Below are 24,938 nucleotides of genomic sequence, written 5' to 3'. Positions count from 1 at the left end.
CAAAAAACCGCGGCCATCGCTGGCCGCGGTTTTTTATTGCGCGTCTCTTGCGTGGACCGCCGGCCTAGACCAGCACCCGCTCGATGCCGCCCGCGTTGGCGCGGCGCACGTACTCTTCCATCCAGCCTTCTCCCAGGATGTGGCGCGCCATCTCGACCACGATGTAGTCCGCGTCCATGCCGGTGTCGCCTTCATAGCGCGACAGGCCCTGCAGGCACGACGGGCAGGAGGTCAGCACCTTCACGTCGCCGGTGAAGCCGTCGCTGCGCAAGGCGGCATCGCCCTTGAGCAGCTCTTCCTGCTTGCGGAAGCGCACCTGCGTGGAGATGTCGGGACGGCTGACGGCCAGCGTGCCCGATTCGCCGCAGCAACGATCGCTCTTGATGGCGTCGTCGCCGACCAGGGCGCGCACGGTCTTCATGGGCTCCTGCAGCTTCATGGGCGTATGGCAGGGATCGTGGTACATGTAGCGCACGCCCTTGGCCCCTTCCAGCTTGATGCCCTTTTCCAGCAGGTACTCGTGGATGTCGATCAGGCGGCAGCCGGGGAAGATCTTGTCGAACTCGTAGCCCGCCAGCTGGTCGTAGCAGGTGCCGCAGCTGACCACCACCGTCTTGATGTCCAGGTAGTTCAGCGTGTTGGCGACGCGGTGGAACAGCACCCGGTTGTCGGTGATGATCTGCTCGGCCTTGTCCGTCATGCCGTTGCCGCGCTGGGGATAGCCGCAGCACAGGTAGCCCGGCGGCAGCACGGTCTGCACGCCCGCGTGCCACAGCATGGCCTGCGTGGCCAGGCCGACCTGCGAGAACAGGCGCTCCGAGCCGCAACCCGGGAAGTAGAACACCGCCTCCGTGTCGGCCGTGGTGGCCTTGGGATCACGGATGATGGGCACGTAGTTCGCGTCCTCGATGTCCAGCAGCTTGCGCGCCGCCTGCTTGGGCAGGCCGCCGGGCATCTTCTTGTTCACGAAGTGGACCACCTGCTCGCGCAGCGGCGGCTTGCCCACCGTGGCCGGAGGCGCGGCGGTCTGCTTCTTCACCAGGCCCGACAGCAGGTCGTGCGCGGCGCGCTGGACCTTGTAGCCCACGCCCACCATCGCCTTGCGAGTGGCGTTGATGGTGGCCGGATCCTTGGCGTTCAGGAAGAACATGGCGCTGGCCGTGCCCGGATTGAACGACTTGCGGCCCATGCGGCGCAGCACGGCGCGCATGTTCATGGACACGTCGCCGAAGTCGATATCGACCGGACAGGGGTTGTAGCACTTGTGGCAGACCGTGCAATGGTCGGCCACGTCCTCGAATTCTTCCCAGTGCTTGAGGCTGACGCCGCGCCGGGTCTGCTCTTCGTACAGGAAGGCTTCCACCAGCAGCGAGGTCGCCAGGATCTTGTTGCGCGGCGAATACAGCAGGTTGGCGCGCGGCACGTGGGTGGCGCACACCGGCTTGCACTTGCCGCAGCGCAGGCAGTCCTTGATGGATTCGGAGATGGCGCCGATGTCGCTTTGCTGCATGATGAGCGACTCGTGGCCCATCAGGTTGAAGCTGGGCGTCCAGGCGTGGCGCAGGTCAGCGCCCGGCATCAGCTTGCCGGCGTTGAAGTGGCCGTTGGGATCGACGCGGCGCTTGTAGTCCTGGAACGGGGCCAGTTCGGCTTCGGTCAGGAATTCGTACTTGGTCAGGCCGATGCCGTGCTCGCCCGAGATCACGCCGTCCAGGTCGCGGGCGATCTGCATGATGCGCTCGACGGCCTGGTGGGCCTCCTGCAGCATCCCGTAGTCGTCCGAGTTGACCGGAATATTGGTGTGCACGTTGCCGTCGCCGGCGTGCATGTGCAGCGCCACGAACACGCGGCTCTTGAGCACGCGGCCGTGGATGGCGATCATCTCGTCGACGATCTTCTTGTAGGCCGCGCCCGAGAACGTGCGCTGCAGGCCGGCCAGCACTTCGGTCTTCCAGGACAGGCGGATGGTGCGATCCTGCACCACGTCGAAAACGCACGCGCCCGGCTGCGCAGCAAGGCGGTCCGACAAGGCCGGCTGCAATTCGCCCAGGCCCAGGCCATGCAGCTCGGGCAGCGCCTGCAGCAACGGCAGGTCGAGGTTGTCCAGGAGCCACTGCCAGCGCTGCCTGACGGCGGCCACCAGCTCCAGCGCCTGGCGCGTGCGCTCGGCCAGCATTTCGGCGCGGGTCGTCTCGACATCCGTGTCATCGATCTTGCCGACCGGCAGCGGCGTGCACAGATAGGCGTCCAGCTCGCCCAGCAGCTTGAGCTTGTTGCTGGTCGAGAGTTCGATGTTGATGCGTTCGATGTGATCCGTGTACTCGCCCATGCGGGGCAGCGGGATCACCACGTCTTCGTTGATCTTGAAGGCGTTGGTGTGGCGCGCGATGGCAGCGGTGCGCGAACGGTCCAGCCAGAACTTCTTGCGCGCCTCGGGGCTGACGGCCACGAAGCCTTCGCCATGGCGCGTGTTGGCCAGGCGCACCACTTCGCTGGACGCCGCGGCCACGGCGTCTTCGTCGTCGCCGACGATGTCGCCGATCAGGACCATCTTGGGCAGCACGCCGCGCTTGCTCTTGGTGGCGTAGCCCACCGCGCGCAGATAGCGTTCGTCCAGGTGTTCAAGACCGGCCAGGATGGCGCCGCGGGCGCGGCCTTCGCCATCCAGGTAGCCCTTGACCTCGACGATCGACGGAATCGCGTCGCGCGCCTGGCCGAAGAACTCCATACAGACGGTGCGCGTATGGCGCGGCATGCGGTGCAGCACCCAGCGCGCCGACGTGATCAGGCCGTCGCAGCCTTCCTTCTGGATGCCTGGCAGGCCGGCCAGGAATTTGTCGGTGACGTCCTTGCCCAGGCCTTCCTTGCGGAACACGCGGCCCTGGATTTCCAGGGTTTCGGTCTTCAGCAGGCGCTCGCCCGGCTTGCCGCGGCCGTCGAACCACTTGAGTTCGAAGCGCGCCACGTCCACGTCATGGATCTTGCCCATGTTGTGGTCCAGGCGGCTGACTTCCAGCCAGTTGCCGTTCGGGTCGACCATGCGCCACCAGGCCAGGTTGTCCAGCGCGGTGCCCCACAGCACGGCCTTCTTGCCGCCCGCGTTCATGGCGATATTGCCGCCCACACAGGAAGCCTCGGCCGAGGTCGGGTCGACGGCGAACACGAAGCCCGCGGCCTCGGCGGCCTCGGAGACGCGCTTGGTCACCACGCCGGCGCCGGCATGGATGACCGCCACGGGCTCGGTCAGCCCGGGCAGCAGACAGGACTCGACCTTGCCGAGCTTGTCGAATTTCTCGGTGTTGATCACCGCCGACTTCCAGGTCAGCGGAATGGCGCCGCCGGTGTAGCCAGTGCCGCCGCCTCGCGGGATGATGGTCAGCCCCAGCTCGATACAGGCGGTGACCAGCGCCGCGATCTCGTCTTCCGAGTCCGGCGTCAGCACCACAAAGGGGTATTCCACGCGCCAGTCAGTGGCGTCGGTCACGTGCGAGACGCGCGACAGGCCGTCGAACTTGATGTTGTCGCGCGCGGTGATGCGGCCCAGCACCTTCTGCGCCTGCTTGCGCATCATGGCGGTCTGGTCGAACTCGCCCTCGAACGCGGCGATGGCGGAACGCGCGCGGGCCAGCAGGCCGACCACCTTCTCATCGCGGTGCGGATCGTGGCCGGCCTCGGCGGGCACGTCCGGTTCGCGGCGGCGGTCGATTTCGCCCAGGCGGTGATGCAGGGCTTCGATGAGCTGCTTGCGGCGCTTGGGGTTGTCGAGCAGGTCGTCCTGCAGATAGGGATTGCGGCGCACCACCCAGATGTCGCCCAGCACCTCGTACAGCATGCGCGCGGACCGGCCGGTGCGGCGCTCGCCGCGCAGGTCGCTCAGCAGGCTCCAGGCGTCGTCGCCCAGCAACCTGCCGACAATCTCGCGGTCGGAAAACGACGTGTAGTTGTACGGGATTTCGCGCAAGCGCGCGGGTGCTGCGGGCGGCATCGCCCCGTTCAAGATGTGGCTAGCGAGTGGGGCGTTCATGGCTGCAAGAAGGGGGCCCTTAAAAAACTATTTTATGCCATAGGCTGAGTCTGACCCCTAATACCCCTAGGGACGCGCTCGAAACCCGGAAATGGCGGGGGTAATGTGCCCCCAATTAATTGCAAACGCGGCGCTAGATCTGCCCGGGGAAAAACCACAGCAGGCTGGCCGTCATGACCAGATAGCGCAGGAATTTGCCGATGGCCATGTAGACGACGCAAGGCCAGAACGACAGCCGCAGCCACCCCGCCACCGCGCACAGCGGATCGCCCACGGCGGGCAGCCAGGACAGCAGCAGGGCCGGCGGCCCCATGCGGTGGATCCAGTCGTGGGCCCGCTCGTTCCAGCGCCCGCGCATGCGTCCGCCTTCGGTGGCGTCGGGATGCGGATGGGGATGGTGTTCCTTCCAGCGCTGCACCGCGCGTTCGGCCCCCAGGCCCATGGCGTAGCTGATGGCGCCGCCCACGGTATTGCCCACGGTCGCCACCAGGATGGCCGGCCAGAACATGTCCGGCGCCAGCTTGATGTAGCCGAACACGGCGGGCTCCGAACCCAAGGGCAGCAGGGTCGCGGACACCAGCGAAACCGTGAAGATGGCGGACAGGCCGACCGAGGGCAGCGACAGCACCCCCAGCATCCAATGCACAGCGGATAACAGACTTTCTTCCATAGTGGGGCGAGTGTAGCCGCGCGCGGGTGCATAATCTGCCCCACTTCCCTACTTCTTGCCGCCAGCCGCTGTCCCATGTCCACTGACTATCTGAAACGCATCCTGACCTCCAAGGTTTACGACGTCGCGGTCGAATCGCCGCTGGAGACGGCGCCGCTGCTGTCGCAGCGGCTCTCGAACACGGTGCTGCTCAAGCGCGAGGATACGCAGGCGGTGTTCAGCTTCAAGCTGCGCGGGGCCTACAACAAGATGGCCAACCTGAGCCCGGCCGCCCGCAACCGCGGCGTCATCGCGGCCTCGGCCGGCAACCACGCCCAGGGCGTGGCGCTGGCGGCCAGCCGGCTGGGCTGCCGCGCCGTCATCGTCATGCCGACCACCAGCCCGCAGGTCAAGATCGACGCGGTGCGCCGCCTGGGCGGCGAAGTGGTGCTGGCCGGCGAGAGCTTTTCTGACGCCTACGCGCATGCGCAGATCCTGGAAAAGAAAGAGAAGCTGACCTTCGTGCACCCCTTCGACGATCCCGACGTGATCGCCGGCCAGGGCACGGTGGGCATGGAGATCCTGCGCCAGCATCCGGGTCCGATCGACGCCATCTTCGTCGCCATCGGCGGCGGCGGGCTGATCGCGGGCGTGGCCGCCTACATCAAGCAGCTGCGCCCGGAGATCAAGATCATCGGCGTGCAGACGGAAGATTCCGACGCCATGCTGCGCAGCGTGCGTGCGGGCCGCCGCGTGCAGCTCAACGACGTGGGGCTGTTCTCGGACGGCACGGCGGTCAAGATGGTGGGCGCGGAAACCTTCAAGCTCACGCGCCAGTACGTGGACGACTTCGTGGTGGTCAACACCGATGCGATCTGCGCGGCCATCAAGGACGTGTTCCAGGACACGCGCAGCGTGCTGGAGCCGGCCGGCGCGATGGCGGTCGCGGGCGCCAAGCAGTACGCGGCCGAGCACCACCTGAAGGGCAAGACGCTGGTGGCGATCGCCTGCGGCGCCAACATGAATTTCGACCGGTTGCGCTTCGTGTCGGAGCGCGCCGAAGTCGGCGAAATGCGCGAAGCCGTGTTCGCCGTCACCATGCCGGAGCAGCGCGGCAGCTTCCGCCGCTTCTGTGAACTAGTCGGCGAGCGCAGCGTGACCGAGTTCAACTACCGCATTTCCGACGCGGACCGCGCGCATGTCTTCGTCGGCATCCAGGTGTCCTCGGCGTCCGAACCCGACAAGATCGCCGCGAACTTCCGCCGCCACGGCTTCGACACGCTGGACCTGACCCACGATGAAATGGCCAAGACCCACTTGCGCCACATGGTGGGCGGCCGCTCGGCGCTGGCGCGCAACGAACTGCTGTACCGCTTCGAATTTCCGGAACGTCCCGGCGCGCTGATGCGCTTTCTGAACGCCATGAATCCGGACTGGAACATCAGCCTGTTCCATTACCGCAACCAGGGTGCCGACTACGGCCGCATCCTGATCGGCATCCAGGTGCCGCCCGCCGACAAGAAGCAGTTCCGCAGCTTCGTGGCGGAGCTAGGCTATCCCCACTGGAACGAGACCGACAACCCGGCCTACAAGCTGTTCCTGTAAGACCACGTCCTTCACGCGGGCACATGGAAAACGAGAGGGCCTCCTTGCGGAGGCCCTTCCCTTCCCTGCTCTAGAAACGTCCGGCGGCAACCAGTAGGGGGGGTTCGCTGTCACTCGGCGGCCCACGGAGATGAGCCGCGCATTCAGCAAGGTCTTGCCAGACGTCCTAGCGCTTAGAAACGGTGGCGCACACCCACGGCCACTGCCGTGTCGGTCGCATCGCGCTGGAACGCGTAGTTGTCGCCGTAGGAGGCGTACGCGTACAGGTTGGTGCGCTTGGTGAAGTCGTAGGTGTAGCCCAAGCTGTAGACGTTGAACGTTGCATCGTCGCCCGTCAGCTTGTCGTTGCTGGCGGTCGCGCGCTGCCACGAACCGAAGACCGCGTGGCGGCCCAGCGGCACGGTCGCGCCGATCATGTACGAATTGGCGCGGAAGCCATCGGCCAGCTTGAACGTGCCCAGGTTCTGCATGCCGGCGGGCGTGGTGCCCATGTTCTGGCCGACGAACCAGCCGTCGCGGGTCTGGCCGAACGCCGCCGCAACCTTCACGACTTCGAAGTCGTACGAACCGCCCAGGATGTATTCCTGGATGCGCGCTTCGGACTTGCCGCCGGTCTGGCCATTGGACGGGTTGAAGCGGTCATAGGCCGCGGCCAGGTTCAACGGGCCGTTGACGTATTGCACGCCCGCGGTCAGCACGCGGTTGTTGTTGCCGGTCTGGAAGCCGGTCTGCGAGGTATCGCTGACGGCGTCATCGGCGCTGAACGAGTAGCCCACGCCCACCTTGAAGCCGCCCATGCTGGGGGTTTGGTACAGGACCATGTTGTCCAGGCGCATCGTGTTGGCGCTGCCGAACGTCGTACCCATGTTGGCGGTGTTGTAGCTGATCGAGAACGGGTCGATCGAACCGAAGTACTTGGAAGCCAGGTTGGTCTGGCGGCCGAATTCCAGGCGGCCCCAGGTATCGCTGTCCAGGCCCACGGTGGCCTGGCGGCCCCACAGGCGTCCGTTCTGCAGCGACTTGCCGTTCATGGGGCCGAAGCCGCCTTCCAAGGTGAACACGGCGCGCAGGCCGTCGCCCAGATCCTCGGTGCCGCGCAGGCCGAAACGCGAGCCGCTGCTCACGCCCTGCACGCCGCCGAAGCGGCTTTGCGAATTGCCGTCGAACTTGACCTTCTCGTAGCCAATACCGGCGTCGATCAAGCCGTACAGCGTCACGGAGTCAGCGGCTTGCGCTACGCCGGCAAAACCAGCCAGCAGCGCGACAGCCAATAGCGTCTTCTTCATATAAGTCCCCAAAATGGCGAGATGAAAGGCAAACCGCAAACCCACCGCGCACAGGGCAGGGAATCTGCGTGCCGCTGCGAACAAGTTAGCGGCGCATGCACTGGAATCAGTGTCCAGCCTGCGCCAATTCGAAGTAACCCGGATTTCGAAGAACTACTTTCCATGGTTGGGATAATGACGGCCTTCTTACTAGCTGCTCTCTTTGGAAACCTGCGTTAACGTATTGATATCAAATGCGAATCAAGGCTCGCAAAACATCCGGCGGGCCTTGAATATTCTCCTGCCGGGCCTGAAAGACCAACAAGAGTTGTTGGTGGATCCGGACAATTCTGATGCGCAAACGCGACACTATTGGCCATTGGACAGCCATGCGTCCCGCGCAGAAAAAAAGCCCCTCGGCGTCCGTAGGGGCTTTTCCTTGCCTGCGGAACGGCTTAACGGCCTTGGGGCGGATAGTCCAGTTCGCCAAAGGTGTACTCGCCGCGGGCCTTGGCCTCGGCCAGTTCCTGGCGCACTTGTTCGCGGCTCTTGCCGGCGCTCTGCGACACGGCGGCCTTGGGCGGGTAGTCCAGTTCGGCCGAGGTCACTTGGCCGGCGGCCTTGGCGCTTTGCAGTTCCTGCTGGACTTGTTCGCGCGACAGGCTGGTGCGCTCGACGGTGGCGGGCGGGTAGTCCAGTTCACCGAACGTGACCTGGCCGGCGGCCTTGGCGGCTTGCAGTTCCTGCTGGACCTGTTCACGCGTCTTGCCATCAGCGTGAGCGGCGGACATACCCACCAACGTTGCGGTAACCATGAGTGCGGTAGCTAGGGCTTTCATTGAGATGACTCCATCCTAAACCTTGCACATCGTCTTCTGCCAGGCTGGCAGGTGCGATATGACAATTTGATTGCTGGGACGAAGTATCTGGCGATTGCGGGTTAGTAAAAACCCTTATTTTGGTGAACATATTTGCACAGATGGGACAATTAGCGGTTGTCGCCGCCAGAATCTGCGCATTTTCTGCACACCAAAGCGCCGGATCAAGCAAGGGCAAGCCTTGCCGACGTTCAGCCGCAAGCAAGCTGGGTAACGGAAGATGTGCGGGTGATCCGATGGAGGCACCGTTGCGCTTGGGGAAATAGACATTTCTGCTGGCGGGACAATGATTCCATTTATGATACGAATCTGCCAGAAATGGAATTTTGAACTTCGAGGGCCCCATGGATATCCAGCTGAACGACATCGCTCTGTTTGTCGAAGTCGCCAAGCGCAAGAACTTCAGCCACGCGGCCGAAGCCTTGAATATTCCGACGTCCACGCTCTCGCGCCGCGTCAGTGAGCTGGAGCGCAGCATAGGCATGCGGCTGCTGAACCGCAGCACCCGCAAGATCGACCTGACCGAGGCCGGCGCCATCTACTTCGAGCGTTGCCGGCACATCGTGGAAGAGGCGCGCATCGCGCACGACCAGCTGCTGGACATGGCGGTGCAGCCCAAGGGGCGCCTGCGCATCTCGCTGCCGACCAGCCTGGCGCAGCTGTTCCTGCCCGCCGTCATCAGCGAATTCCGCGAGCAGCATCCGGACATCGAGTGCGACTTCGATCTGAGCATGCGGCCGATCGATCCCATCAGCAATCCGTTCGACCTGATCCTGCGCTTCGGCCAGCAGCCGGACTCCAGCCTGATCTCGCGCAAGATCGTGCTGATGGCCCACCAGCTGTATGCCTCGCCCGAGTACCTGGCCCGCCACGGCGAACCGCGGGTGCCGGCGGATCTCAGCCATCACGAATGCCTGCGCCCCACCATGCGCGAGGAATCATCCTTCTGGATGCTGCATTCGGGCGATAAAGTGGAGCGCGTGCAGGTGTCGGGACGCCTGTCGGCCAACAACGTCGGCATGTTGGGACGGTTGGCCGGACAAGGCCTGGGCATCACGCCGCTGCTGGTCTTCGACGCGATGGAACGCGCCATCAAGCAGGCCGGCCTGGTGCGGGTGCTGCCGGAATGGAGCCTGACGCCCCTGCCGCTCTTTGCCCTGCTGCCTTCGCGCATGTTGCCAGCGAAGACCAAGGCATTCCTGGACTTTATCCAGCCGCGTTTGTCGGACACGTAACCGCTACGCAGCGGTGTCGGCGCTGTACTGACAGACCGTGTAGAGCGGTGTGCCGGTGGCGGCGACCTTGGCTGAACCGCCCAGGTCGGGCAGATCGATGATGGCGGCCGCCTCGACCACGTTGGCGCCCAGGCGCTGCAGCAATTTGATGGCGGCCAGCATGGTGCCGCCCGTGGCGATCAGGTCGTCCACCAACAGGACGCGCTGGCCGGTACGCACGGAGTCGGTGTGCATCTCGACCGACGCGTTGCCGTACTCGAGCGAATATTCCTCGGCCACGGTGCGGAACGGCAGCTTGCCCTTCTTGCGCACCGGCACGAAACCCAGGTTGAGTTCGTAGGCCAGCACGCTGCCCACGATGAAGCCGCGCGCATCCACGCCAGCCACCAGGTCCAGGCGCTGGCGCATGTAGCGGTAGACGAAAAGATCGATAAGCACCCGGAACGCGCGCGGATCCTGCAGCACGGGCGTGATGTCGCGGAATATGACACCAGGTTGGGGCCAGTCTGGAACGCTGCGGATGGTGCGCCGGATGTACTCGGCGTTGTCGGTCTGCATGGAAGACGGCCCTGAAGAATTGAAGCAAGGCGAACTATAACCTCGCAACCGCGCTTAAGCCAGGGTTGCCGTCCCCGATGACAATTCACATTGCTGTAGCCGGCCGCCCTGCAATACATAGCGGCGATCGACTGCCCCGGAGGGTAAGGCCGCGTGAGTGGCGAGCACCACGGTGCGTCCCCGCACGGCGCCTGCCAGATCGGTGTAGAACGCCGCTTCGGCTTCGACATCCAGCCCCGCGGTCGGCTCGTCCAACACGATGACCGCAGCTGGCGACAACAGCGCCCGCGCCAGGCACAGGCGGCGCGCCTGTCCGGCCGACAGCTGCGACCCCGTCTCGCCCGCCCAGGTATCCAGGCCATCGGGCAGGCCGCGCACGAAGTCGCCCAGCCTCGCCGCATCCAGCGCGCGCCACAAGGCGGCGTCGTCCGCCTCGGGATCACCGATGAGCAGGTTGGTGCGCAGGGTCCCCAGGAATACCGGAGCGTCCTGCGACAGCAGCGCGATGCGCCGGTGCCAATCAGCTTGTGTGCAGGCGCGGGCATCGCAGCCGCCGAAACGCACCTGCCCCGCCTGCGGATCCTCCAGGCGCAAAAGCAGGTGCAACAAGGTCGACTTGCCCGCGCCGCTGGGGCCGACGATGGCGACCCGCTCGCCCGGCTCCACGCGCAGGCTGACGCCATCGAGCACTAGCGGACTCGCGCCTTCCACGCGCGCGGGATAGGCAAAGCGCACGCCATCCAGTTCCAGCGCGCCGCTACTGGGCAACGCGCGCGGCGCGGAGGGATCCTGCATGTCCGGCTCGCATTGCGTCACCTCGCGGATGCGCGCCGCCGCCGATATCGCCGAACCCATGCGCGACGCCCCCCGCATGATGGGACCGGCCACCTCGAAAATTCCGATGACCGCCAGCAGCAGGCCTGCCAGCGCCGGACCTTCGATCCGCCCAGACTCCAGCGTGTCCAGGCCGAACCAGAGCAAGGCCAGCACCGATGCGCCGGCGGCTGCCTGCAGGAAAAACTGTCCCCGGGCCGCCACCCGCGCCTGGCTGCGGCGAGCCAGCGCGCTGGCTGCACACAGGCGCTCGAAATGCGCGGCCGTCTGCGCCTGCGCATGCAGGGCCACCATGTCCGCGTGTCCATCCACGGCGTCCAGCGTCGCGGCCCGCAAGCCCGCTGCGCTTTCCTGGGCCGCCGCGCCCGGCTTGCGCGCGGCCCGCAGCAGCCAAAGGGGCACCAGCACGCACGCGATCAGCAAGGCCAGGGCCAGCGCCAGCGCGGCGGCGGGCACCCATGATCCCAGCACCGCGGTCAGCACCGCGCCCGCCAGGACGGCGGTGATCAAGGGCGCCAGCACGAACAGGAAGACCGTATCGAGAGCGTCGACGTCGCCCGTCATGCGCGCCACCAGGTCGCCATCGCGATAGCGCGCCAGTTGCCGCGGCGTCAGCCGGATCAGCGCCGAAAAGACTTTCGCACGCAGGTCCGCCAACAGGCGCAGCGTGGCCGAATGGCCGACCACGCGGTCGGCATAGCGCGCGACGATCCGCAGGAACGACAAGCCGCGCACCAGCGCCGAGGGCGCAAAAAGATTGAACGCGCCACCTGCCCCCGCCAAGGCCGCGCCGGTCAGGAACCAGCCCGACACGCCCAACAGGCCCACGCCGGCGGCCACGGTGGCCAGCGCACAGAACAATGCGAGCAAAAGCCCGCTTTTTCGGCGCGCATACAGCGGCAGGAGCAACAACAGATTCTTCATGCGTCTTCCACTTTTCCGCCAGCCACGCGCAGGGTCCGGCCCAGCCGGGCCGCCACCGCGGGCGCATGCGTCGCCAGCAGCAAGGTGCGGCCAGCGGAGAATTCCAGGATCTCGTCCAGCACGCGCGCCTGCGTGGCCTCGTCCAGATGCGCCGTGGGTTCGTCCAGCAGGATCAAGCCCGGGTCGCGCAGGAACAGACGCGCCAGCGCGACGCGCTGCGCCTGACCGCCGGACAGGCCATGTCCGCGGCCGCCAAGTTGCGTCGCCAGCCCTTGCGGCAAGGCCTCGGCAAACTCCAGCACGCAGGCGCGGCGCGCAGCGGCCTGCACCTCGGCATCGGAAGCATTGGGGCGGCCCAGGCGGATGTTGTCGGCGATGGAACCCGTCAGCAGTTGCGGCTTCTGTCCGATCAGCGCCACGCGCTGACGCAGCGCCGCCTCGTCCCAATCGGCCAAGGGCAGGCCGTCGATGCGGATGTCGCCCTGGAACGGACGCAGGCGCGCGATCGCCTCGACCAGAGAGGATTTGCCGATGCCGCTGGGCCCCATCAGGGCGGCATGCTCGCCCGGCGCCAGCGTCAGACAGGCTTGCGCAAGCACCGCCTGGCTGCGGCCCGGCGCGTCCAGATTCAAATCCGCGATGGCAAGGGCAGCGCCTGGGCCACGGCGTCCTGGGCCTGCGGCGGCCTCGGCCAGCTTGCCCGGGCCAGATTCGCCGCCTGCCGGGCCATCGCCTTCCTGCGGCAAGCCATCGAACAGCAGGGAGATCTGCGAAACCGCCGCCAGCGCAGCCGCGCGGTCGTGGTAGTGCGCCGCAAACTGGCGCAGCGGCGCGTAGACTTCCGGCGCCATCAGCAGACAGAACAGCCCCGCCTGCAAGGTCAGCGGCGACCAGCGCAGGTCCAGGAATCCCAGATAGGTAAGACCGATATAGACCGCCACCCCGGCCACGCCCAGCGCCGCGAAGAACTCCAGCACCGCCGACGAGAGAAAGGCAATGCGCAGCACCGACATCGTGCGCTGACGCAGCGCGTCGCTGGCCGCCACGACCGACTCGGCTTCGGCCTGGGCGCGGCCGTAGAGCTTCAGCGTGGAAAGGCCGCGCAGCCGGTCGGCGAAGAAGCCCGACAAACGGGCGAAGGCGCGCAGATGCCGGCGGCTGGCGCCCTGGGCGCCCCAGCCCACCAGGGCCATGAACAAGGGAATCAAGGGCGCCGTGATCAGCAGGACCAGCCCGGCGATCACGTCCATCGGCAACAACACCACGGAAAACGCCACCGGCAGCATGGCTGCCGCGGCCATGGCGGGCAGGTACTTGGCGAAGAACCCGTCCAGGGCTTCGACCTGGTCCACCACCGCGCTCGCCAGCTCACCCGACGCCTGCCCCCGGCTCCAGTACGGACCCTTCTGCACCAGGCGCCTGAAGAGGGATAGCCGCAAGTGGCGCTTGATGCGCTCAGCCGCGTCCGCGCCCGCGCGCTCGCCCGCCCAGGTGATGCAGGCGCGCAGCAGCATGAGTCCGGCTATGGCCAGGATGTCGCCCAGCAGTTCCTGCCGAGGCGCCTGCCTGACGATGGCCGCGTCGAGCACGCTGGCCAGCAGCCAGGCCTGCACCACCAGCAAGGCGCCGCTCACGAGGGGCGCGGCGCCCGCCAGCATCAGCGGCAGCCTGGCCGCCTTGGCGAGCGCCATCAACCACCGCGACTGGGCGCGCGGCGGTTTGTTCAGGGTTGCCGAAGGATCGTGCTCGAGGCCGTTGGCGCCGCCGCTCACTCGTCGTTGCGGCTGGCGCGCGGATCATGGGTATGACCCTCGCGCAGCTCGAACCACATTGCATTCAGGATGGCGAAGGCGCACGCCAGGCCCAGACCGAGTATCCACGAGAAATACCACATGGTGGAGGCTCCTTTTTCAGTATGAGTTGGGCGTGTCGCTCACCGATTCCTCGGTGACCTTGCCGCGCATGACGCGGTAGACCCAGGATGTGTAGAGCGTGATGAGGGGCAGGAAGATGGCGACCGCGATCACCATGATCCACAGCGTCAAGTGGCTGGACGAGCCGTCCCAGATGGTCAGGCCGGCCTTCGGATTCGACGACGACGGCATGATGAAGGGGAACAGCGAAAAGCCCACCGTCAGGATCACGCCGGCGATCGAAAGCGCGGATGCCAGGAATGCCAGCACGTTGGCGCGCACGGTCAGCAGCAATGCCACCAGCACGGCGCCGCCCACGCCCAGGGCTGGCGCGATCCACATCAGCGGCCACTTCGCGTAATTGGCCATCCACGCGCCGTTCTGTACCGTCACGGTCTTGAGCATCGGGTCGGACGGGCCTGCCATGTCCACCGCGCTGGTGATGACATGGCCGCCGACGCCGCCCGCCACCCAGAAGCCGCCGGCCGCGAACAGCGCCGCGGTCAGCAAGGCGCACAGCCTGCCCCAGTTGCGGGCCCGCGACGAGATCGGGTCCTCGGTGCGCCAGGCCAGCAGCACGGCGCCGTGCATGGCCAGCATCACCACGCTGAGCACGCCGGCCAAGAGCGCGAACGGCATGAACAGCTGGTAGAAATGTCCTTCATAGATCGGGCGCAACGTCACCGGATCGAAGGTGAACGGCACGCCCAGGACGATATTGCCCATGGCCACGCCGAATACCAGCGAAGCCACCACGCCCGAAAAACAGAGCACGCCGTCCCAGCGGTTGCGCCAGCTGGTGCCTTCCATCTTGCTGCGGTACTTGAAACCCACCGGACGCAGGATCAGCGCGATCAGCACCAGCATCATCGCCAGATAGAAGCCGGAGAACGATGCGGCGTACAGCAGGGGCCAGGCGGCAAAAATGGCGCCGCCCGCCGTGATGAGCCAGACCTGGTTGCCTTCCCAGACCGGCCCCACCACGTTGATCACCACCCGGCGCTCGGTGTCGGTCTTGGCGACCACCGGCAGCAGCGCGGCCACGCCCAGGTCAAAACCGTCCATGACGGCGAAACCGATGAGCAAGGCGCCCAGCAGAACCCACCAGACCACGCGCAGCGTGCCGTAGTCGAAAGGAATAAGAGTATCCATCGCTGTCTCTCCCTCAGGCCCGCACGGCTGCGCGCACAGGATCGGCGGCGGCAGTGCCGGGCGCCGGCCCATCGGTTTTCGGTCCCTTTCTCACGGCGTGCAGCATCACCTTCACGCCGATGATCAGCAACACCGTGTACAGCACCAGGAATATCGTCAGGCTGATGGCCAGATCGACGATGGTCAGGCCGGAAGCCGCGTAATAGGTCGGCAGCACGCCTTCGATCACCCAGGGCTGGCGGCCGTACTCGGCCACGAACCAGCCGCTTTCGATGGCGACCCAGGGCAGCGGCAGGCTCCACAAGGCCACCTTGAGCAGGCCGCGCCGGCTGTCCAGCCGCCCGCGCGAAGCGAGCCAGAACGCCACGCCGAAGAACAGGATCAGGTACATGCCCACCGCCACCATGATGCGGAACGCCCAGAACAGCGGCGCCACGTTGGGCACGGTATCGACGGCGGCTTTCTTGATGTCGTCTTCGGTGACCTTGCTCATGTCGGGCTGATAGCGCTTGACCAGCAGCGCATAGCCCAGGTCGGGCCAGGTCTTGTCAAACACCATGCGCGCGTCCACGTCCTTGGGATTGGCGCGGATCTTCTGCAAGGCGTCATACGCCACCATGCCGTCGCGAATGCGGTTTTCGGCGCGCCGGATCAGGTCGTCGATGCCCAGCAGCGGCGTGGTGAGCGAGCGCGTGCCGATGATGCCCATGACGTAGGGAATCTCGATCGCGAAGTCGTTCTTGCGCTCGGCCTGATTGGGGATGGCGATCAGGTTGAAGGACGCGGGGGCCGGCTCGGTGTGCCACATGGACTCGATGGCCGCGATCTTCATCTTCTGGTGTTCGGTGGTGAGGTAGCCGCTTTCGTCTCCCAGCACCACGACCGACAGCGCCGAGGCCAGGCCGAAGCTGGCGGCAACCGCCATCGAGCGCTTGGCCAGGTCGATGTGGCGACCCTTCAGCAGGTACCAGGCGCTGATCGACATGACGAACATGGCACCCGCGACGTAGCCCGCGCTGACCGTGTGCACGAACTTGGCCTGGGCCACCGGATTGAAGACCACCGCGGCGAAGTCGGTCATCTCCATGCGCATGGTGTCGGGGTTGAAGATCGAACCGACCGGGTTCTGCATCCAGCCGTTGGCGATCAGGATCCACAGCGCCGAGAAGTTGGTGCCGAACGCCACCAGCCAGGTCACCACCAGGTGGCTGACCTTGGACATGCGGTTCCAGCCAAAGAAGAACAGGCCGACGAAGGTGGCTTCCAGGAAGAAGGCCATCAGCCCTTCGAGCGCCAGCGGCGCGCCGAAGATGTCGCCCACGTAGTGGCTGTAGTAGGACCAGTTCATGCCGAACTGGAACTCCATCACAACGCCAGTGGCGACGCCCAATGCGAAGTTGATGCCGAAGAGCGTGCCCCAGAACATGGTCATCCGCTTCCAGATGGGGCGGCCGGTCATGACGTACACGCTTTCCATGATGGCCAGGATGAACGACAGGCCTAGCGTGAGGGGAACGAAAAGGAAGTGGTAAAGCGCGGTCGCGGCAAACTGGAATCGCGACAGATTTACGACGTCGAGATCAATCATTGGGTCGCTCCCAAGCAGTTGAGGTGCCGCGGCAACCGGCATGGTTCCCAGGCCGTCTCTCGCGCCATGTTACGAGCGTTGCATACAACTTCATAGAGGTTTCCTGAAAAATCGGGGCGGATCAATGTCAGCCCTTGCCCCGCAATTTGCCGGCGAAACCGAGCACCTTCTGCACTTTCGAACCGAGCTTCATCAGGTTCTGCAGGGTTTCTGGCGGCAGTCGTTGAACCTCATCGAACCATCCGGTGGACAGTTCGATGAGCTCCAGCATTTCGTTCATGCGCTGTTGCGCGTAGGCCTCATCCGGGCCGGCGGGGGGCTCCAGCAGCGTGTCCCGCAGCAGGGTCAGCGTGGGATCGATTTCGCGCTTGCGCTTTTCTTCCATCAGGATGCGGAAGATCTCCCAGACGTCCTTGGGAGTTTCGAAGTAGTCGCGGCGGTCGCCGACTTGATGCATGAGCTTGACCAGGCGCCAAGACTGCAGCTCCTTCAGCCCCAGGCTGACGTTGGAGCGCGAGAAGCCGAGGGTCTCGGCGATGTCATCCGCATTCAGCGGCTTGGGCGACAGGAACAGCAGAGCGTAGATCTGCCCGACCGTGCGGTTCACCCCCCATCGGCTGCCCATTTCGCCGAAATGCAGGACAAAGCGTTCGTTTTGGGGGGACAGGGCCATGATCGAGCTACACCGGCAGGGTCAGGGCCTCAGCCCTGGGTCGATAAATATCAGTTACACCGCTTTCAGAAAATTCTGAAATTTCCGAAATTATCAAACAAACCATGCGAAAGCGCAAACCACACTGGCGGCAGGGGGAAGATCTCAAGGCAACGCGCCGAGGCAGCGACGACCCGCCTTGCCGGGTCTTTGGGATAGCCGCGGACAAACGCAAGCGGCCACCAACCCATGGGCTGGTGGCCGCCTAAAGAAGAAGAAAAGGGAAAAAGAGGGCTCAGCCGGCCTTGACGGACACTGCCGCCGAAACGCGCTTGGCCTTGGCCCGGGCCGCCGCCACGTCGTCGGCCACGGCCAGGCCCACGCCCATGCGGCGTTTGACGAAGGACTCGGGCTTGCCGAAGAGGCGGATGTCGGTGCCGGGCTCGGCCAGCGCTTCGGCCACGTTGTGGAACGAGACCGCCGCGGCCTCGACGCCGCCATAGATGACGCTGCTGGCGCCGGGCTGGCGCAGGCTGGTGTCCACCGGCAACCCCAGGAACGCCCGGGCGTGCAGCTCGAATTCGTTCTGGGCCTGGGTGATCATGGTGACCATGCCGGTGTCGTGCGGACGCGGGCTGACTTCCGAGAACCAGACCTGGTCGCCGGCCACGAACAGCTCCACGCCGAAGATGCCCAGGCCGCCCAGATTGGACGTGACCGCCAGCGCGATGTCCCGGGAACGCTGCAGCGCGGCGGGAGACATCGGGTGCGGCTGCCAGCTTTCCACGTAGTCGCCGTCGACCTGCTTGTGGCCGATGGGTTCGCAGTAGCGGGTTTCGACCTGGCCGTCGGCGCCGCGGGCGCGCACGGTCAGCAGGGTGATTTCGTAGTCGAAGCGGATGAAGCCCTCGACGATGGCGCGCCCGCCGCCCACCCGGCCGCCCTCCTGGGCGTAGCGCCAGGCGGACTCGACGTCGTCGGCGCCCTTGATCACGGACTGGCCCTTGCCCGAGGAGGACATGACCGGCTTGATGACGCAGGGATAGCCGATGCCGCCGTCGATGGCCGCGCGCAGTTCTGCTTCGGTGTCGACAAAGCGGTAGGGCGAGGTCGGCAGCCCCAGGGTCTCGGCTGCCAGCCGGCGGATGCCCTCGCGGTTCATGGTCAGCTGGGCCGCGCGCGCGGTCGGCGTCACCCGGGCCACGCCCGCCTCTTCCAACTCCACCAGCAAATTGGTGGCAATGGCTTCGATTTCGGGGACAATAACGTGGGGCCGTTCCTGTTCGATGACCTTGCGCAGCGCCTGCGGGTCCGTCATCGAGACCACATGCGCCCGATGCGCCACCTGGTGGCCAGGGGCATCGGCATACCGATCCACGGCAATGACTTCCACGCCCAGCCGCTGCAGGGCAATGATGACCTCTTTGCCCAATTCGCCGGACCCGAGCAGCATGACGCGGGTGGCCAAGGGGGACAGGGGCGTGCCAAGAACGGGGCTGGAAATGCTGGACATGGAGCGGGCCTGGAAGAAAGTTGGAAAGCCGTTGAAATGACCCGCCAGCATGCCATATGCCCTTTCTGGGGGCAAACCCGCATACTGATATTAAAATCCACGTATGACTGACCATCCCACAACATCGTCCGAGACCGCGCTGGCATCTGCGCGCAGAACGCTGCAAATTGAATGCCAGGGCCTGATGGACCTGTCGGCACGGCTGGACGACAGCTTCACGCAGACCGTCGCGATGCTGCTGGCCTGCCGCGGCCGGGTGGTCGTCAGCGGCATCGGCAAGACTGGCCACGTCGCCCGCAAGATCGCGGCGACGCTGGCCTCGACCGGCACGCCAGCCTTTTTCGTCCACGCCGCCGAGGCCGTCCATGGCGATCTGGGCATGATTACCCAGGATGACGTCCTCATCGCGATTTCCTATTCCGGCTCCGGCCAGGAACTGCTGACGATTCTGCCCGTCGCCCGCCGCATGGGCGCCAAGCTGATCGCCATTACCGGCAACCCGCAGTCCGAACTGGCCCAGCTGGCCGATGTCCACCTGGACGCCAGCGTGGCCCAGGAAGCCTGCCCGCTGAACCTGGCGCCCACGGCCAGCACCACCGCCGCGCTGGCCCTGGGCGACGCCCTGGCCGTCGCCTGCCTGGAGGCCCGCGGCTTCGGCCCGCAGGATTTCGCCCGCTCGCACCCGGGCGGCGCGCTCGGCCGCCGCCTGCTGACCCACGTGCGCGACGTCATGCGCCAGGGCGACGCCCTGCCCATCGTCATGGCGGGCACCCCGGTATCGCAGGCGCTGGAAGTCATGTCCGCCAAAGGCATGGGCATGACCGTCGTGACCGACGCCCAGCACCGCCCCGTAGGCATCTTCACCGACGGCGACCTGCGCCGCCTGATCGCCCGCCAGGGCGACATCCGCAGCCTGACCGTCGAATCCGGCATGACGCGTTCACCGCGCAGCATCACCCCCGACGCGCTGGCCGTCGAGGCCGCCCAGCAAATGGACAAACAACGGCTCAATCACATGCTCGTGCTGGACAGCGACGGCGTTCTGCTCGGCGCCCTGCACATGCACGACCTGATGGCCGCCAAAGTGGTATGACTATGACTCTTTCTGTACCCATGACGCATCCGGCCGAGGCGCTGGTCCTGGCCCGCATCCCCGCAGGCGTGCGCGAACGCGCCGCCGCGGTACGCCTGATGGTGTTCGACGTGGACGGCGTGCTGACCGACGGCAGCCTCTATTACGGCGAAAACGGCGAGCTGCAAAAGCGCTTCAACGCGCTGGACGGCCACGGACTGCGCCTGCTGATGGAAGGCGGCCTGAAGGTTGCCCTGATGACCGGACGCTCCGGCCCGATCGTGGCACGCCGCGCCGCCGAACTGGGCATCGCCGAGGTCATCCAGGGCGTCCGCGACAAAGGCGGCGCCCTGGCCGAACTTGCGCAGCGCTGCGGTGTCCAACTGAACCAGGCCGGCTACATGGGCGACGACGTCATCGACCTGCCTGCCCTGCAGCGCGCCGGCTTCGCCGCCAGCGTGCCGAACGCGCCGGGCTACGTCAGCCAGGCCGCCCACTGGATCTCCACGCACACCGGCGGCAACGGCGCCGTGCGCGAATGCTGCGACCTGCTGCTGGCGGCCCAGGGACGCCTAGGCGCCTTCCTGGCGGCGCCGGGCCTGCTCGGTCCGGGCGCCATCCAATAATGACCGCCAGGACAACCCATACGCCCTTGCGGCAGACCCGATGAAAGAACGTTTTCCCTCCCTGATCGCGCTGTTCCTGCTGCTGGTGCTGGTCGCCAGCTCGTGGTGGGCGGCAGACTACGCGCAGCGGGCCATCCAGACGGATCCGCCGCGCCGCATCACCCACGAAATGGACGCCTGGTCGCGCGACTTCGTCATGCTGCGCACCGACCCGAACGGCAAGCCCATCAACCGGCTCGAAGGCGTATACGCGGAGCATTTCCCGGATGACGACTCCTATCATGTGACCTCGCCGCGCGCCGTGGGCCAGCGCGAGGACAACCCCATCACCGTGGCCATCTCCAAGACCGCCGTGATGGAACAAGGCGGCAAGCGCATCGTCATGAACGGCGACGCCCATGTGCGCCGCCAGCCCGACGCCAACAACGACCTGCTGGACGTGCGCAGCCAGCAACTGATCATCCTGCCCGACGACGACGTGGTCTACACCGACCTGCCGGCGGAAGTCATCAAGGGCCGTTCGCGCATGAACGGCACGGGCATGCACTACAACAACAAGACGCGCCAACTGCAGGTTTCGGCATCGACCGATGTGGAAATTGCCGGATCCGAAGGCAAGCAGCAACGCCGGACCGAAATTCCCGCCAACAACACTGACCAGAAAAAACCATGACCGACCTCCGGATTCTCCTTGCCCCGACGGCCCGCTTGCTCGGCGCCCTCCTGCTGACGGCCTCGGCGCTGGCTCCGGCCCATGCCGCGGATCCGGCGCCCAAGGCAGCGACGCCGGCTGAAGAGCCCAGCACGCTGATCCTGTCGGACACCCTGCACTACGACGACGTGAAGAAAAAGAGCGTCTTCACGGGCAACGTCAACATGACGCGCGGCCTCATGACCCTGACCTCCGATGTGCTGGAGATGAACGAAGACGCTCAGGGCAACCAGTACGGCACGGCCACCGCCAACAAGGGCAAGATCGTGACCATCCGCCAGGAACGCCCGGAAACCTTCGAACTCATCGAAGGCACCGGCTTGCGCGCCGAGTACGACGGCACCAAGAGCACCTTCGACCTGATCGGCCAGGCGGTCGTGACCCGCTTTGTCTGTGGAAAACCGTTCGACACGATTCGCGGCGAGCGGGTACGCTACAACGAGAAGACCGGCACCTACGAAGCCCATGGCGGCCCCAACTCCGCCGCAGCCGGCGGCCGGGTCCGCTCGGTGGCAGAACCGCGCGCCAAGTCGGATGCAGCCATCGCCGAATGCCGCAAGCAGCAGGCAGCCAAGAAGGGGCGTTGAACGCCTCCCATGCAACACCACTCGCAGCCACGATGAACCAACCTTCAGTGCCGACTCCGGTAACCTCCGCGCCCTCGGGCGTCAAGCAGGGCAGCCTGCGCGCAACCGGCTTGCGCAAGACCTATAACGGCCGGACCGTGGTCCAGGACGTGTCCCTGTCCGTGGTCAGCGGCGAAGTGGTCGGCCTGCTCGGCCCCAACGGCGCGGGCAAGACCACCAGCTTCTACATGATCGTGGGCCTGGTGCCCGCGGATGCGGGCCGCATCGAGATCGACGGTTCCGTCATCACCTCGATGCCGATCCACAAGCGCGCGCACATGGGCCTGTCCTACCTGCCCCAGGACGCTTCCGTGTTCCGCCGCCTCACGGTGGAACAGAACATCCGCGCCGTGCTGGAACTGCAATCGGGGCCGGATGGACGTCCGCTGTCCACGCCCAAGATCAACGAGCAGATGGAATCGCTGCTGGAAGAGCTGCAGATCGGCCATATCCGCAGCAACGCCGCCATCTCCCTGTCAGGCGGCGAACGCCGCCGCGTGGAGATCGCGCGCGCGCTGGCCACCAGCCCGCGCTTCATCCTGCTGGACGAGCCCTTCGCCGGCGTGGACCCCATCGCCGTGATCGAGATCCAGCGCATCGTGCGCTTCCTGAAAGGACGCGGCATCGGCGTGCTGATTACCGACCACAACGTGCGCGAAACCCTGGGCATCTGCGACCGCGCCTACATCATCAGCGAAGGCAAGGTCCTGACCGACGGCCACCCCGATGAAATCGTGGGCGATCCCGCCGTGCGCCGGGTCTATCTGGGAGAACATTTCCGCATGTAATGCGGTCCTGGGGAAGACCCCTAGGCGCCGCCTGCGCAAAGACGCATGCACCCTAGGGGCTCAGCCATAAAAATGCCATGAACTTGCGCTAGGTCAGCTTGTTTTATCGGCCCGAGTCTATACACTAGTACTAAACGAACCCTCTCGATCAAGGAGAACGCCTAACGAATCAGCCGCGCTTTTTGCGCACCCTTTTTTCCTCTTTTAGAAGGAGAGCACACTATGAACCTGAGCATCTGCGGTCGTCACCTCGACGTCACCCCGGCCATCCGGGAATATGTCATGAACAAACTGGCGCGAGTGCTGCGGCATTTCGATCACGTCATCGATACCCAGGTCATGCTCTCGGTAGAGCCCCTGCGGCATAGAGCCGAAATCACCATGCGTCTAAGCGGTAAGGACATTCATTGTGAAGCAACCGATGAAAACCTCTATGCAGCCATAGACCTTCTTGCTGACAAAGTCGACCGTCAGGTCATCAAGCACAAGGACAAGGTACGAAGTCACACGGCGGAGTCCGTGAAGCGGCAAGCGGCGAATCTCACGCCACCCCAGCAGTAACGCGCTTCATGAGCACTCGCACTGCGAGACTAGCTAAACAGCGATTCTAGAAATCCTGCCTGAGTCCCGGTGTCCCGCTAGACGCAACGTCCAGCTGGGGCATCGGCAAACTACCCCTCCTGCAGTACCCCTTCCTTCTTTGTCCCCCATTCCCGGCCTCGCCGGCGATTCCGTTTTCCCAGGTTTCCGACGTTTTCCCACGGCTGCGCACCGGCGCCAGGCGCGAGAATGCCCACAATCCCCCGCTATCGGTCTATGCTGTCGCTCTTGCCGCCCCATGATGCGACCGAGCCAAGGACGCATCGCAGAGGCCGATTATTGCAGTGCGTCATATAACCATATAATGCCCCGATGAATCATTTGTCGCGCATCCTACCCGCCGGCAACGTCGTGCTCGATATGCTCGCAACGAGCAAGAAACGTGCGTTCGAACAGGCCGGCCTTCTCTTTGAAAACAACCATGGCCTGGCGCGCGCACTCGTGTTCGACAGCCTGTTTGCCCGGGAACGCCTGGGTTCCACCGCGCTCGGCCAGGGCGTGGCGGTGCCGCATGGCCGGGTGAAGGGCCTGGAGCAGGCCCTGGCAGCCTTTATCCGCCTGGCCCAGCCCATCACCTTCGATGCGCCTGACGGACAACCCGTGTCGATGCTGCTCTGCCTGCTGGTGCCGGAAACGGCCACGCAGCAGCACCTGGACATCCTGGCCGAACTGGCGCAGCTCATGTCGAACAAGGCCTTGCGCGAAGCCCTGGCCACAGAGCCCGATCCGGCCATCGTCCACAAGATGCTCACGACCGGCCAACTCTGAACTCCACGCGGAAGCGCTGCCATGCTCACGGTGCAGGAACTCGTCGACGACAACGCCGACAAAATCCCCTTTAACTGGATTTCCGGCCAGGGCGCCGCGGACCGCGCGATTCCCGACGACGGCATGTCGGCCGCGGACCTCGTCGGCCACTTGAACCTGATCCACCCGTCCCGCATCCAGGTGTTCGGACAGGAAGAGCTGGCGTACTACACCCGCTTCGACCTGCGCCGCCGCATGCACCACATGGACGAGCTGCTGATCGGCGGCGTGCCCGCGATCCTGCTGGCCGACGGCCTGACCCCGCCGCAAGACCTCATCGACCAGTGCGACCAGCATCAGGTGCCGCTCTTGTCCACGCCGGTGGCAGCCGCGCAGCTGATCGACCTGTTGCGCATCTACCTGGGCAAGAAGCTGGCGCCCACCACCACCGTGCACGGCGTGTTCCTGGACGTGCTGGGACTGGGCGTGCTGATCACCGGCGAGTCCGGCCTGGGCAAGAGCGAACTGGCGCTGGAACTGATCTCGCGCGGACACGGCCTGGTGGCCGACGATGCCGTGGAGTTCTCGCGCACCGCCCCCAACATGATCGAAGGCCACTGTCCGCAACTGCTGCAGAACCTGCTGGAAGTGCGCGGCCTGGGCCTGCTCGACATCCGCACCATCTTCGGCGAGACCTCCGTGCGCCGCAAGATGCGCCTCAAGCTCATCGTGCACCTGGTGCGCGCCACCGCGCAGGACAAGTTCGAACGCCTGCCGCTGCAGGACATCACCCAGGACATGCTGGGCCTGCCGGTGCGCAAGGTCATGCTGCAAGTGGCCGCGGGCCGCAACCTGGCGGTGCTGGTCGAGGCCGCCGTGCGCAACACCATCCTGAAGCTGCGCGGCATCGACACGCTGGGCGAATTCATGGAACGCCAGGCCATGGCGATCCTGCAAAGCAGCAAGTAGGCGCGCAT

23 protein-coding genes are annotated in these 24,938 nt (G+C 65.5%); 10 read left to right on the top strand and 13 right to left on the bottom strand.

Going from position 1 to position 24,938, the window contains the following annotated elements; all coding sequences use genetic code 11:
* Positions 1 to 64 precede the first annotated feature (64 nt).
* Positions 65 to 4,024 (bottom strand): DUF3683 domain-containing protein, encoded by a 3,960-nt coding sequence (locus tag BRO63_RS30090; RefSeq protein WP_088143245.1) that lies wholly within the window; start codon positions 4,022 to 4,024, stop codon positions 65 to 67.
* A 133-nt stretch (positions 4,025 to 4,157) separates the two neighbouring features.
* Positions 4,158 to 4,694: a YqaA family protein gene (locus BRO63_RS30085; protein ID WP_088143244.1), complete on the bottom strand. Its 537-nt coding sequence runs from the start codon at positions 4,692 to 4,694 to the stop codon at positions 4,158 to 4,160.
* Positions 4,695 to 4,769: 75 nt separating this feature from the next.
* On the opposite strand from BRO63_RS30085, the gene ilvA reads away from it, so the two are divergent.
* Positions 4,770 to 6,278 (top strand): threonine ammonia-lyase, biosynthetic, encoded by a 1,509-nt coding sequence (gene ilvA, locus BRO63_RS30080; protein WP_088143243.1) that lies wholly within the window; start codon positions 4,770 to 4,772, stop codon positions 6,276 to 6,278.
* A gap of 173 nt (positions 6,279 to 6,451) precedes the next feature.
* On the opposite strand, the gene BRO63_RS30075 is transcribed toward ilvA, so the two are convergent.
* The 3 genes from BRO63_RS30075 to BRO63_RS34350 form a co-directional block, all read right to left on the bottom strand.
* Positions 6,452 to 7,564 (bottom strand): porin, encoded by a 1,113-nt coding sequence (locus BRO63_RS30075; protein ID WP_054457752.1) that lies wholly within the window; start codon positions 7,562 to 7,564, stop codon positions 6,452 to 6,454.
* A 434-nt stretch (positions 7,565 to 7,998) separates the two neighbouring features.
* Complete coding sequence (locus BRO63_RS30070) at positions 7,999 to 8,382, bottom strand: DUF4148 domain-containing protein (RefSeq protein WP_088143242.1); 384 nt, start codon at positions 8,380 to 8,382, stop codon at positions 7,999 to 8,001.
* A complete protein-coding gene (locus tag BRO63_RS34350) occupies positions 8,315 to 8,767 on the bottom strand; it encodes a hypothetical protein (RefSeq protein WP_179215258.1) in 453 nt (150 codons plus the stop codon). The genes BRO63_RS30070 and BRO63_RS34350 overlap by 68 nt, the downstream gene beginning before the upstream one ends.
* Here BRO63_RS34350 and BRO63_RS30065 point away from each other — a divergent pair.
* The gene (locus BRO63_RS30065) at positions 8,766 to 9,656 is read left to right on the top strand and encodes a LysR family transcriptional regulator (RefSeq protein ID WP_088143296.1); all 891 of its coding nucleotides are present in this window, start codon (positions 8,766 to 8,768) and stop codon (positions 9,654 to 9,656) included. The two genes, BRO63_RS34350 and BRO63_RS30065, sit on opposite strands and share 2 nt — an antisense overlap.
* Before the next feature lie 3 nt (positions 9,657 to 9,659).
* On the opposite strand, the gene BRO63_RS30060 is transcribed toward BRO63_RS30065, so the two are convergent.
* The 8 genes from BRO63_RS30060 to purT form a co-directional block, all read right to left on the bottom strand.
* Positions 9,660 to 10,214 (bottom strand): adenine phosphoribosyltransferase, encoded by a 555-nt coding sequence (locus BRO63_RS30060; RefSeq protein WP_088143241.1) that lies wholly within the window; start codon positions 10,212 to 10,214, stop codon positions 9,660 to 9,662.
* Between the two features lie 54 nt (positions 10,215 to 10,268).
* Positions 10,269 to 11,972 carry a thiol reductant ABC exporter subunit CydC gene (cydC, locus tag BRO63_RS30055; RefSeq protein ID WP_088143240.1) on the bottom strand — a complete coding sequence of 568 codons (1,704 nt, stop codon included), beginning with the start codon at positions 11,970 to 11,972 and terminating at the stop codon, positions 10,269 to 10,271.
* A complete protein-coding gene (gene cydD, locus BRO63_RS30050) occupies positions 11,969 to 13,663 on the bottom strand; it encodes a thiol reductant ABC exporter subunit CydD (RefSeq protein WP_256943438.1) in 1,695 nt (564 codons plus the stop codon). Before cydD ends, cydC begins: the two co-directional genes overlap by 4 nt.
* A 77-nt stretch (positions 13,664 to 13,740) precedes the next feature.
* The gene (gene cydX / locus BRO63_RS30045) at positions 13,741 to 13,866 is read right to left on the bottom strand and encodes a cytochrome bd-I oxidase subunit CydX (protein ID WP_042796116.1); all 126 of its coding nucleotides are present in this window, start codon (positions 13,864 to 13,866) and stop codon (positions 13,741 to 13,743) included.
* Between the two features lie 16 nt (positions 13,867 to 13,882).
* A complete protein-coding gene (cydB, locus tag BRO63_RS30040) occupies positions 13,883 to 15,037 on the bottom strand; it encodes a cytochrome d ubiquinol oxidase subunit II (protein WP_088143238.1) in 1,155 nt (384 codons plus the stop codon).
* A gap of 13 nt (positions 15,038 to 15,050) precedes the next feature.
* A complete protein-coding gene (locus BRO63_RS30035; RefSeq protein ID WP_088143237.1) occupies positions 15,051 to 16,625 on the bottom strand; it encodes a cytochrome ubiquinol oxidase subunit I in 1,575 nt (524 codons plus the stop codon).
* Positions 16,626 to 16,752: 127 nt separating this feature from the next.
* Positions 16,753 to 17,298 (bottom strand): GbsR/MarR family transcriptional regulator, encoded by a 546-nt coding sequence (locus BRO63_RS30030; protein ID WP_088143236.1) that lies wholly within the window; start codon positions 17,296 to 17,298, stop codon positions 16,753 to 16,755.
* Between the two features lie 274 nt (positions 17,299 to 17,572).
* Complete coding sequence (gene purT, locus BRO63_RS30025) at positions 17,573 to 18,790, bottom strand: formate-dependent phosphoribosylglycinamide formyltransferase (RefSeq protein ID WP_088143295.1); 1,218 nt, start codon at positions 18,788 to 18,790, stop codon at positions 17,573 to 17,575.
* 103 nt (positions 18,791 to 18,893) lie between these two features.
* Between purT and BRO63_RS30020 the strand changes: the two genes are divergently transcribed.
* The 8 genes from BRO63_RS30020 (at position 18,894) to hprK (ending at position 24,930) form a co-directional block, all read left to right on the top strand.
* Positions 18,894 to 19,883 carry a KpsF/GutQ family sugar-phosphate isomerase gene (locus BRO63_RS30020; RefSeq protein ID WP_088143235.1) on the top strand — a complete coding sequence of 330 codons (990 nt, stop codon included), beginning with the start codon at positions 18,894 to 18,896 and terminating at the stop codon, positions 19,881 to 19,883.
* Positions 19,880 to 20,488 carry a KdsC family phosphatase gene (locus BRO63_RS30015; RefSeq protein ID WP_088143234.1) on the top strand — a complete coding sequence of 203 codons (609 nt, stop codon included), beginning with the start codon at positions 19,880 to 19,882 and terminating at the stop codon, positions 20,486 to 20,488. The genes BRO63_RS30020 and BRO63_RS30015 overlap by 4 nt, the downstream gene beginning before the upstream one ends.
* A 40-nt stretch (positions 20,489 to 20,528) precedes the next feature.
* A complete protein-coding gene (gene lptC, locus BRO63_RS30010) occupies positions 20,529 to 21,161 on the top strand; it encodes an LPS export ABC transporter periplasmic protein LptC (protein WP_088143233.1) in 633 nt (210 codons plus the stop codon).
* Positions 21,158 to 21,787: a lipopolysaccharide transport periplasmic protein LptA gene (gene lptA / locus BRO63_RS30005; RefSeq protein ID WP_088143232.1), complete on the top strand. Its 630-nt coding sequence runs from the start codon at positions 21,158 to 21,160 to the stop codon at positions 21,785 to 21,787. Before lptC ends, lptA begins: the two co-directional genes overlap by 4 nt.
* A gap of 32 nt (positions 21,788 to 21,819) precedes the next feature.
* Positions 21,820 to 22,614, top strand: coding sequence for an LPS export ABC transporter ATP-binding protein (gene lptB, locus BRO63_RS30000; RefSeq protein WP_088143231.1), 795 nt, complete (start codon positions 21,820 to 21,822; stop codon positions 22,612 to 22,614).
* Positions 22,615 to 22,836: 222 nt separating this feature from the next.
* Positions 22,837 to 23,175 carry a ribosome hibernation-promoting factor, HPF/YfiA family gene (gene hpf / locus BRO63_RS29995; RefSeq protein WP_013396726.1) on the top strand — a complete coding sequence of 113 codons (339 nt, stop codon included), beginning with the start codon at positions 22,837 to 22,839 and terminating at the stop codon, positions 23,173 to 23,175.
* A 351-nt stretch (positions 23,176 to 23,526) separates the two neighbouring features.
* Positions 23,527 to 23,982: a PTS sugar transporter subunit IIA gene (locus BRO63_RS29990; protein WP_057285696.1), complete on the top strand. Its 456-nt coding sequence runs from the start codon at positions 23,527 to 23,529 to the stop codon at positions 23,980 to 23,982.
* 21 nt (positions 23,983 to 24,003) lie between these two features.
* Entirely contained in the window at positions 24,004 to 24,930 is a 927-nt protein-coding gene (gene hprK / locus BRO63_RS29985; RefSeq protein WP_013396727.1) for an HPr(Ser) kinase/phosphatase, read from the top strand.
* Positions 24,931 to 24,938: the final 8 nt, after the last annotated feature.

This window comes from Achromobacter xylosoxidans, assembly GCF_002192695.1.
In the GTDB taxonomy this organism is placed as follows: Bacteria; Pseudomonadota; Gammaproteobacteria; order Burkholderiales; family Burkholderiaceae_B; genus Achromobacter; species Achromobacter xylosoxidans_C.
The sequence above is the reverse complement of the archived record's forward strand: the minus strand, read 5'-3'. Positions and strand labels throughout refer to the sequence as shown.

What these genes read in the sequence shown, in the direction of transcription:
- BRO63_RS30090 (WP_088143245.1), bottom strand. Translation starts at nt 4,024, where the DNA reads ATGAACGCCCCACTCGCTAGCCACATCTTGAACGGGGCGATGCCGCCC.
- BRO63_RS30085 (WP_088143244.1), bottom strand. Translation starts at nt 4,694, where the DNA reads ATGGAAGAAAGTCTGTTATCCGCTGTGCATTGGATGCTGGGGGTGCTG.
- ilvA (WP_088143243.1), top strand. Translation starts at nt 4,770, where the DNA reads ATGTCCACTGACTATCTGAAACGCATCCTGACCTCCAAGGTTTACGAC.
- BRO63_RS30075 (WP_054457752.1), bottom strand. Translation starts at nt 7,564, where the DNA reads ATGAAGAAGACGCTATTGGCTGTCGCGCTGCTGGCTGGTTTTGCCGGC.
- BRO63_RS30070 (WP_088143242.1), bottom strand. Translation starts at nt 8,382, where the DNA reads ATGAAAGCCCTAGCTACCGCACTCATGGTTACCGCAACGTTGGTGGGT.
- BRO63_RS30065 (WP_088143296.1), top strand. Translation starts at nt 8,766, where the DNA reads ATGGATATCCAGCTGAACGACATCGCTCTGTTTGTCGAAGTCGCCAAG.
- BRO63_RS34350 (WP_179215258.1), bottom strand. Translation starts at nt 8,767, where the DNA reads ATGGGGCCCTCGAAGTTCAAAATTCCATTTCTGGCAGATTCGTATCAT.
- BRO63_RS30060 (WP_088143241.1), bottom strand. Translation starts at nt 10,214, where the DNA reads ATGCAGACCGACAACGCCGAGTACATCCGGCGCACCATCCGCAGCGTT.
- cydC (WP_088143240.1), bottom strand. Translation starts at nt 11,972, where the DNA reads ATGAAGAATCTGTTGTTGCTCCTGCCGCTGTATGCGCGCCGAAAAAGC.
- cydD (WP_256943438.1), bottom strand. Translation starts at nt 13,663, where the DNA reads ATGGCGCTCGCCAAGGCGGCCAGGCTGCCGCTGATGCTGGCGGGCGCC.
- cydX (WP_042796116.1), bottom strand. Translation starts at nt 13,866, where the DNA reads ATGTGGTATTTCTCGTGGATACTCGGTCTGGGCCTGGCGTGCGCCTTC.
- cydB (WP_088143238.1), bottom strand. Translation starts at nt 15,037, where the DNA reads ATGGATACTCTTATTCCTTTCGACTACGGCACGCTGCGCGTGGTCTGG.
- BRO63_RS30035 (WP_088143237.1), bottom strand. Translation starts at nt 16,625, where the DNA reads ATGATTGATCTCGACGTCGTAAATCTGTCGCGATTCCAGTTTGCCGCG.
- BRO63_RS30030 (WP_088143236.1), bottom strand. Translation starts at nt 17,298, where the DNA reads ATGGCCCTGTCCCCCCAAAACGAACGCTTTGTCCTGCATTTCGGCGAA.
- purT (WP_088143295.1), bottom strand. Translation starts at nt 18,790, where the DNA reads ATGTCCAGCATTTCCAGCCCCGTTCTTGGCACGCCCCTGTCCCCCTTG.
- BRO63_RS30020 (WP_088143235.1), top strand. Translation starts at nt 18,894, where the DNA reads ATGACTGACCATCCCACAACATCGTCCGAGACCGCGCTGGCATCTGCG.
- BRO63_RS30015 (WP_088143234.1), top strand. Translation starts at nt 19,880, where the DNA reads ATGACTATGACTCTTTCTGTACCCATGACGCATCCGGCCGAGGCGCTG.
- lptC (WP_088143233.1), top strand. Translation starts at nt 20,529, where the DNA reads ATGAAAGAACGTTTTCCCTCCCTGATCGCGCTGTTCCTGCTGCTGGTG.
- lptA (WP_088143232.1), top strand. Translation starts at nt 21,158, where the DNA reads ATGACCGACCTCCGGATTCTCCTTGCCCCGACGGCCCGCTTGCTCGGC.
- lptB (WP_088143231.1), top strand. Translation starts at nt 21,820, where the DNA reads ATGAACCAACCTTCAGTGCCGACTCCGGTAACCTCCGCGCCCTCGGGC.
- hpf (WP_013396726.1), top strand. Translation starts at nt 22,837, where the DNA reads ATGAACCTGAGCATCTGCGGTCGTCACCTCGACGTCACCCCGGCCATC.
- BRO63_RS29990 (WP_057285696.1), top strand. Translation starts at nt 23,527, where the DNA reads ATGAATCATTTGTCGCGCATCCTACCCGCCGGCAACGTCGTGCTCGAT.
- hprK (WP_013396727.1), top strand. Translation starts at nt 24,004, where the DNA reads ATGCTCACGGTGCAGGAACTCGTCGACGACAACGCCGACAAAATCCCC.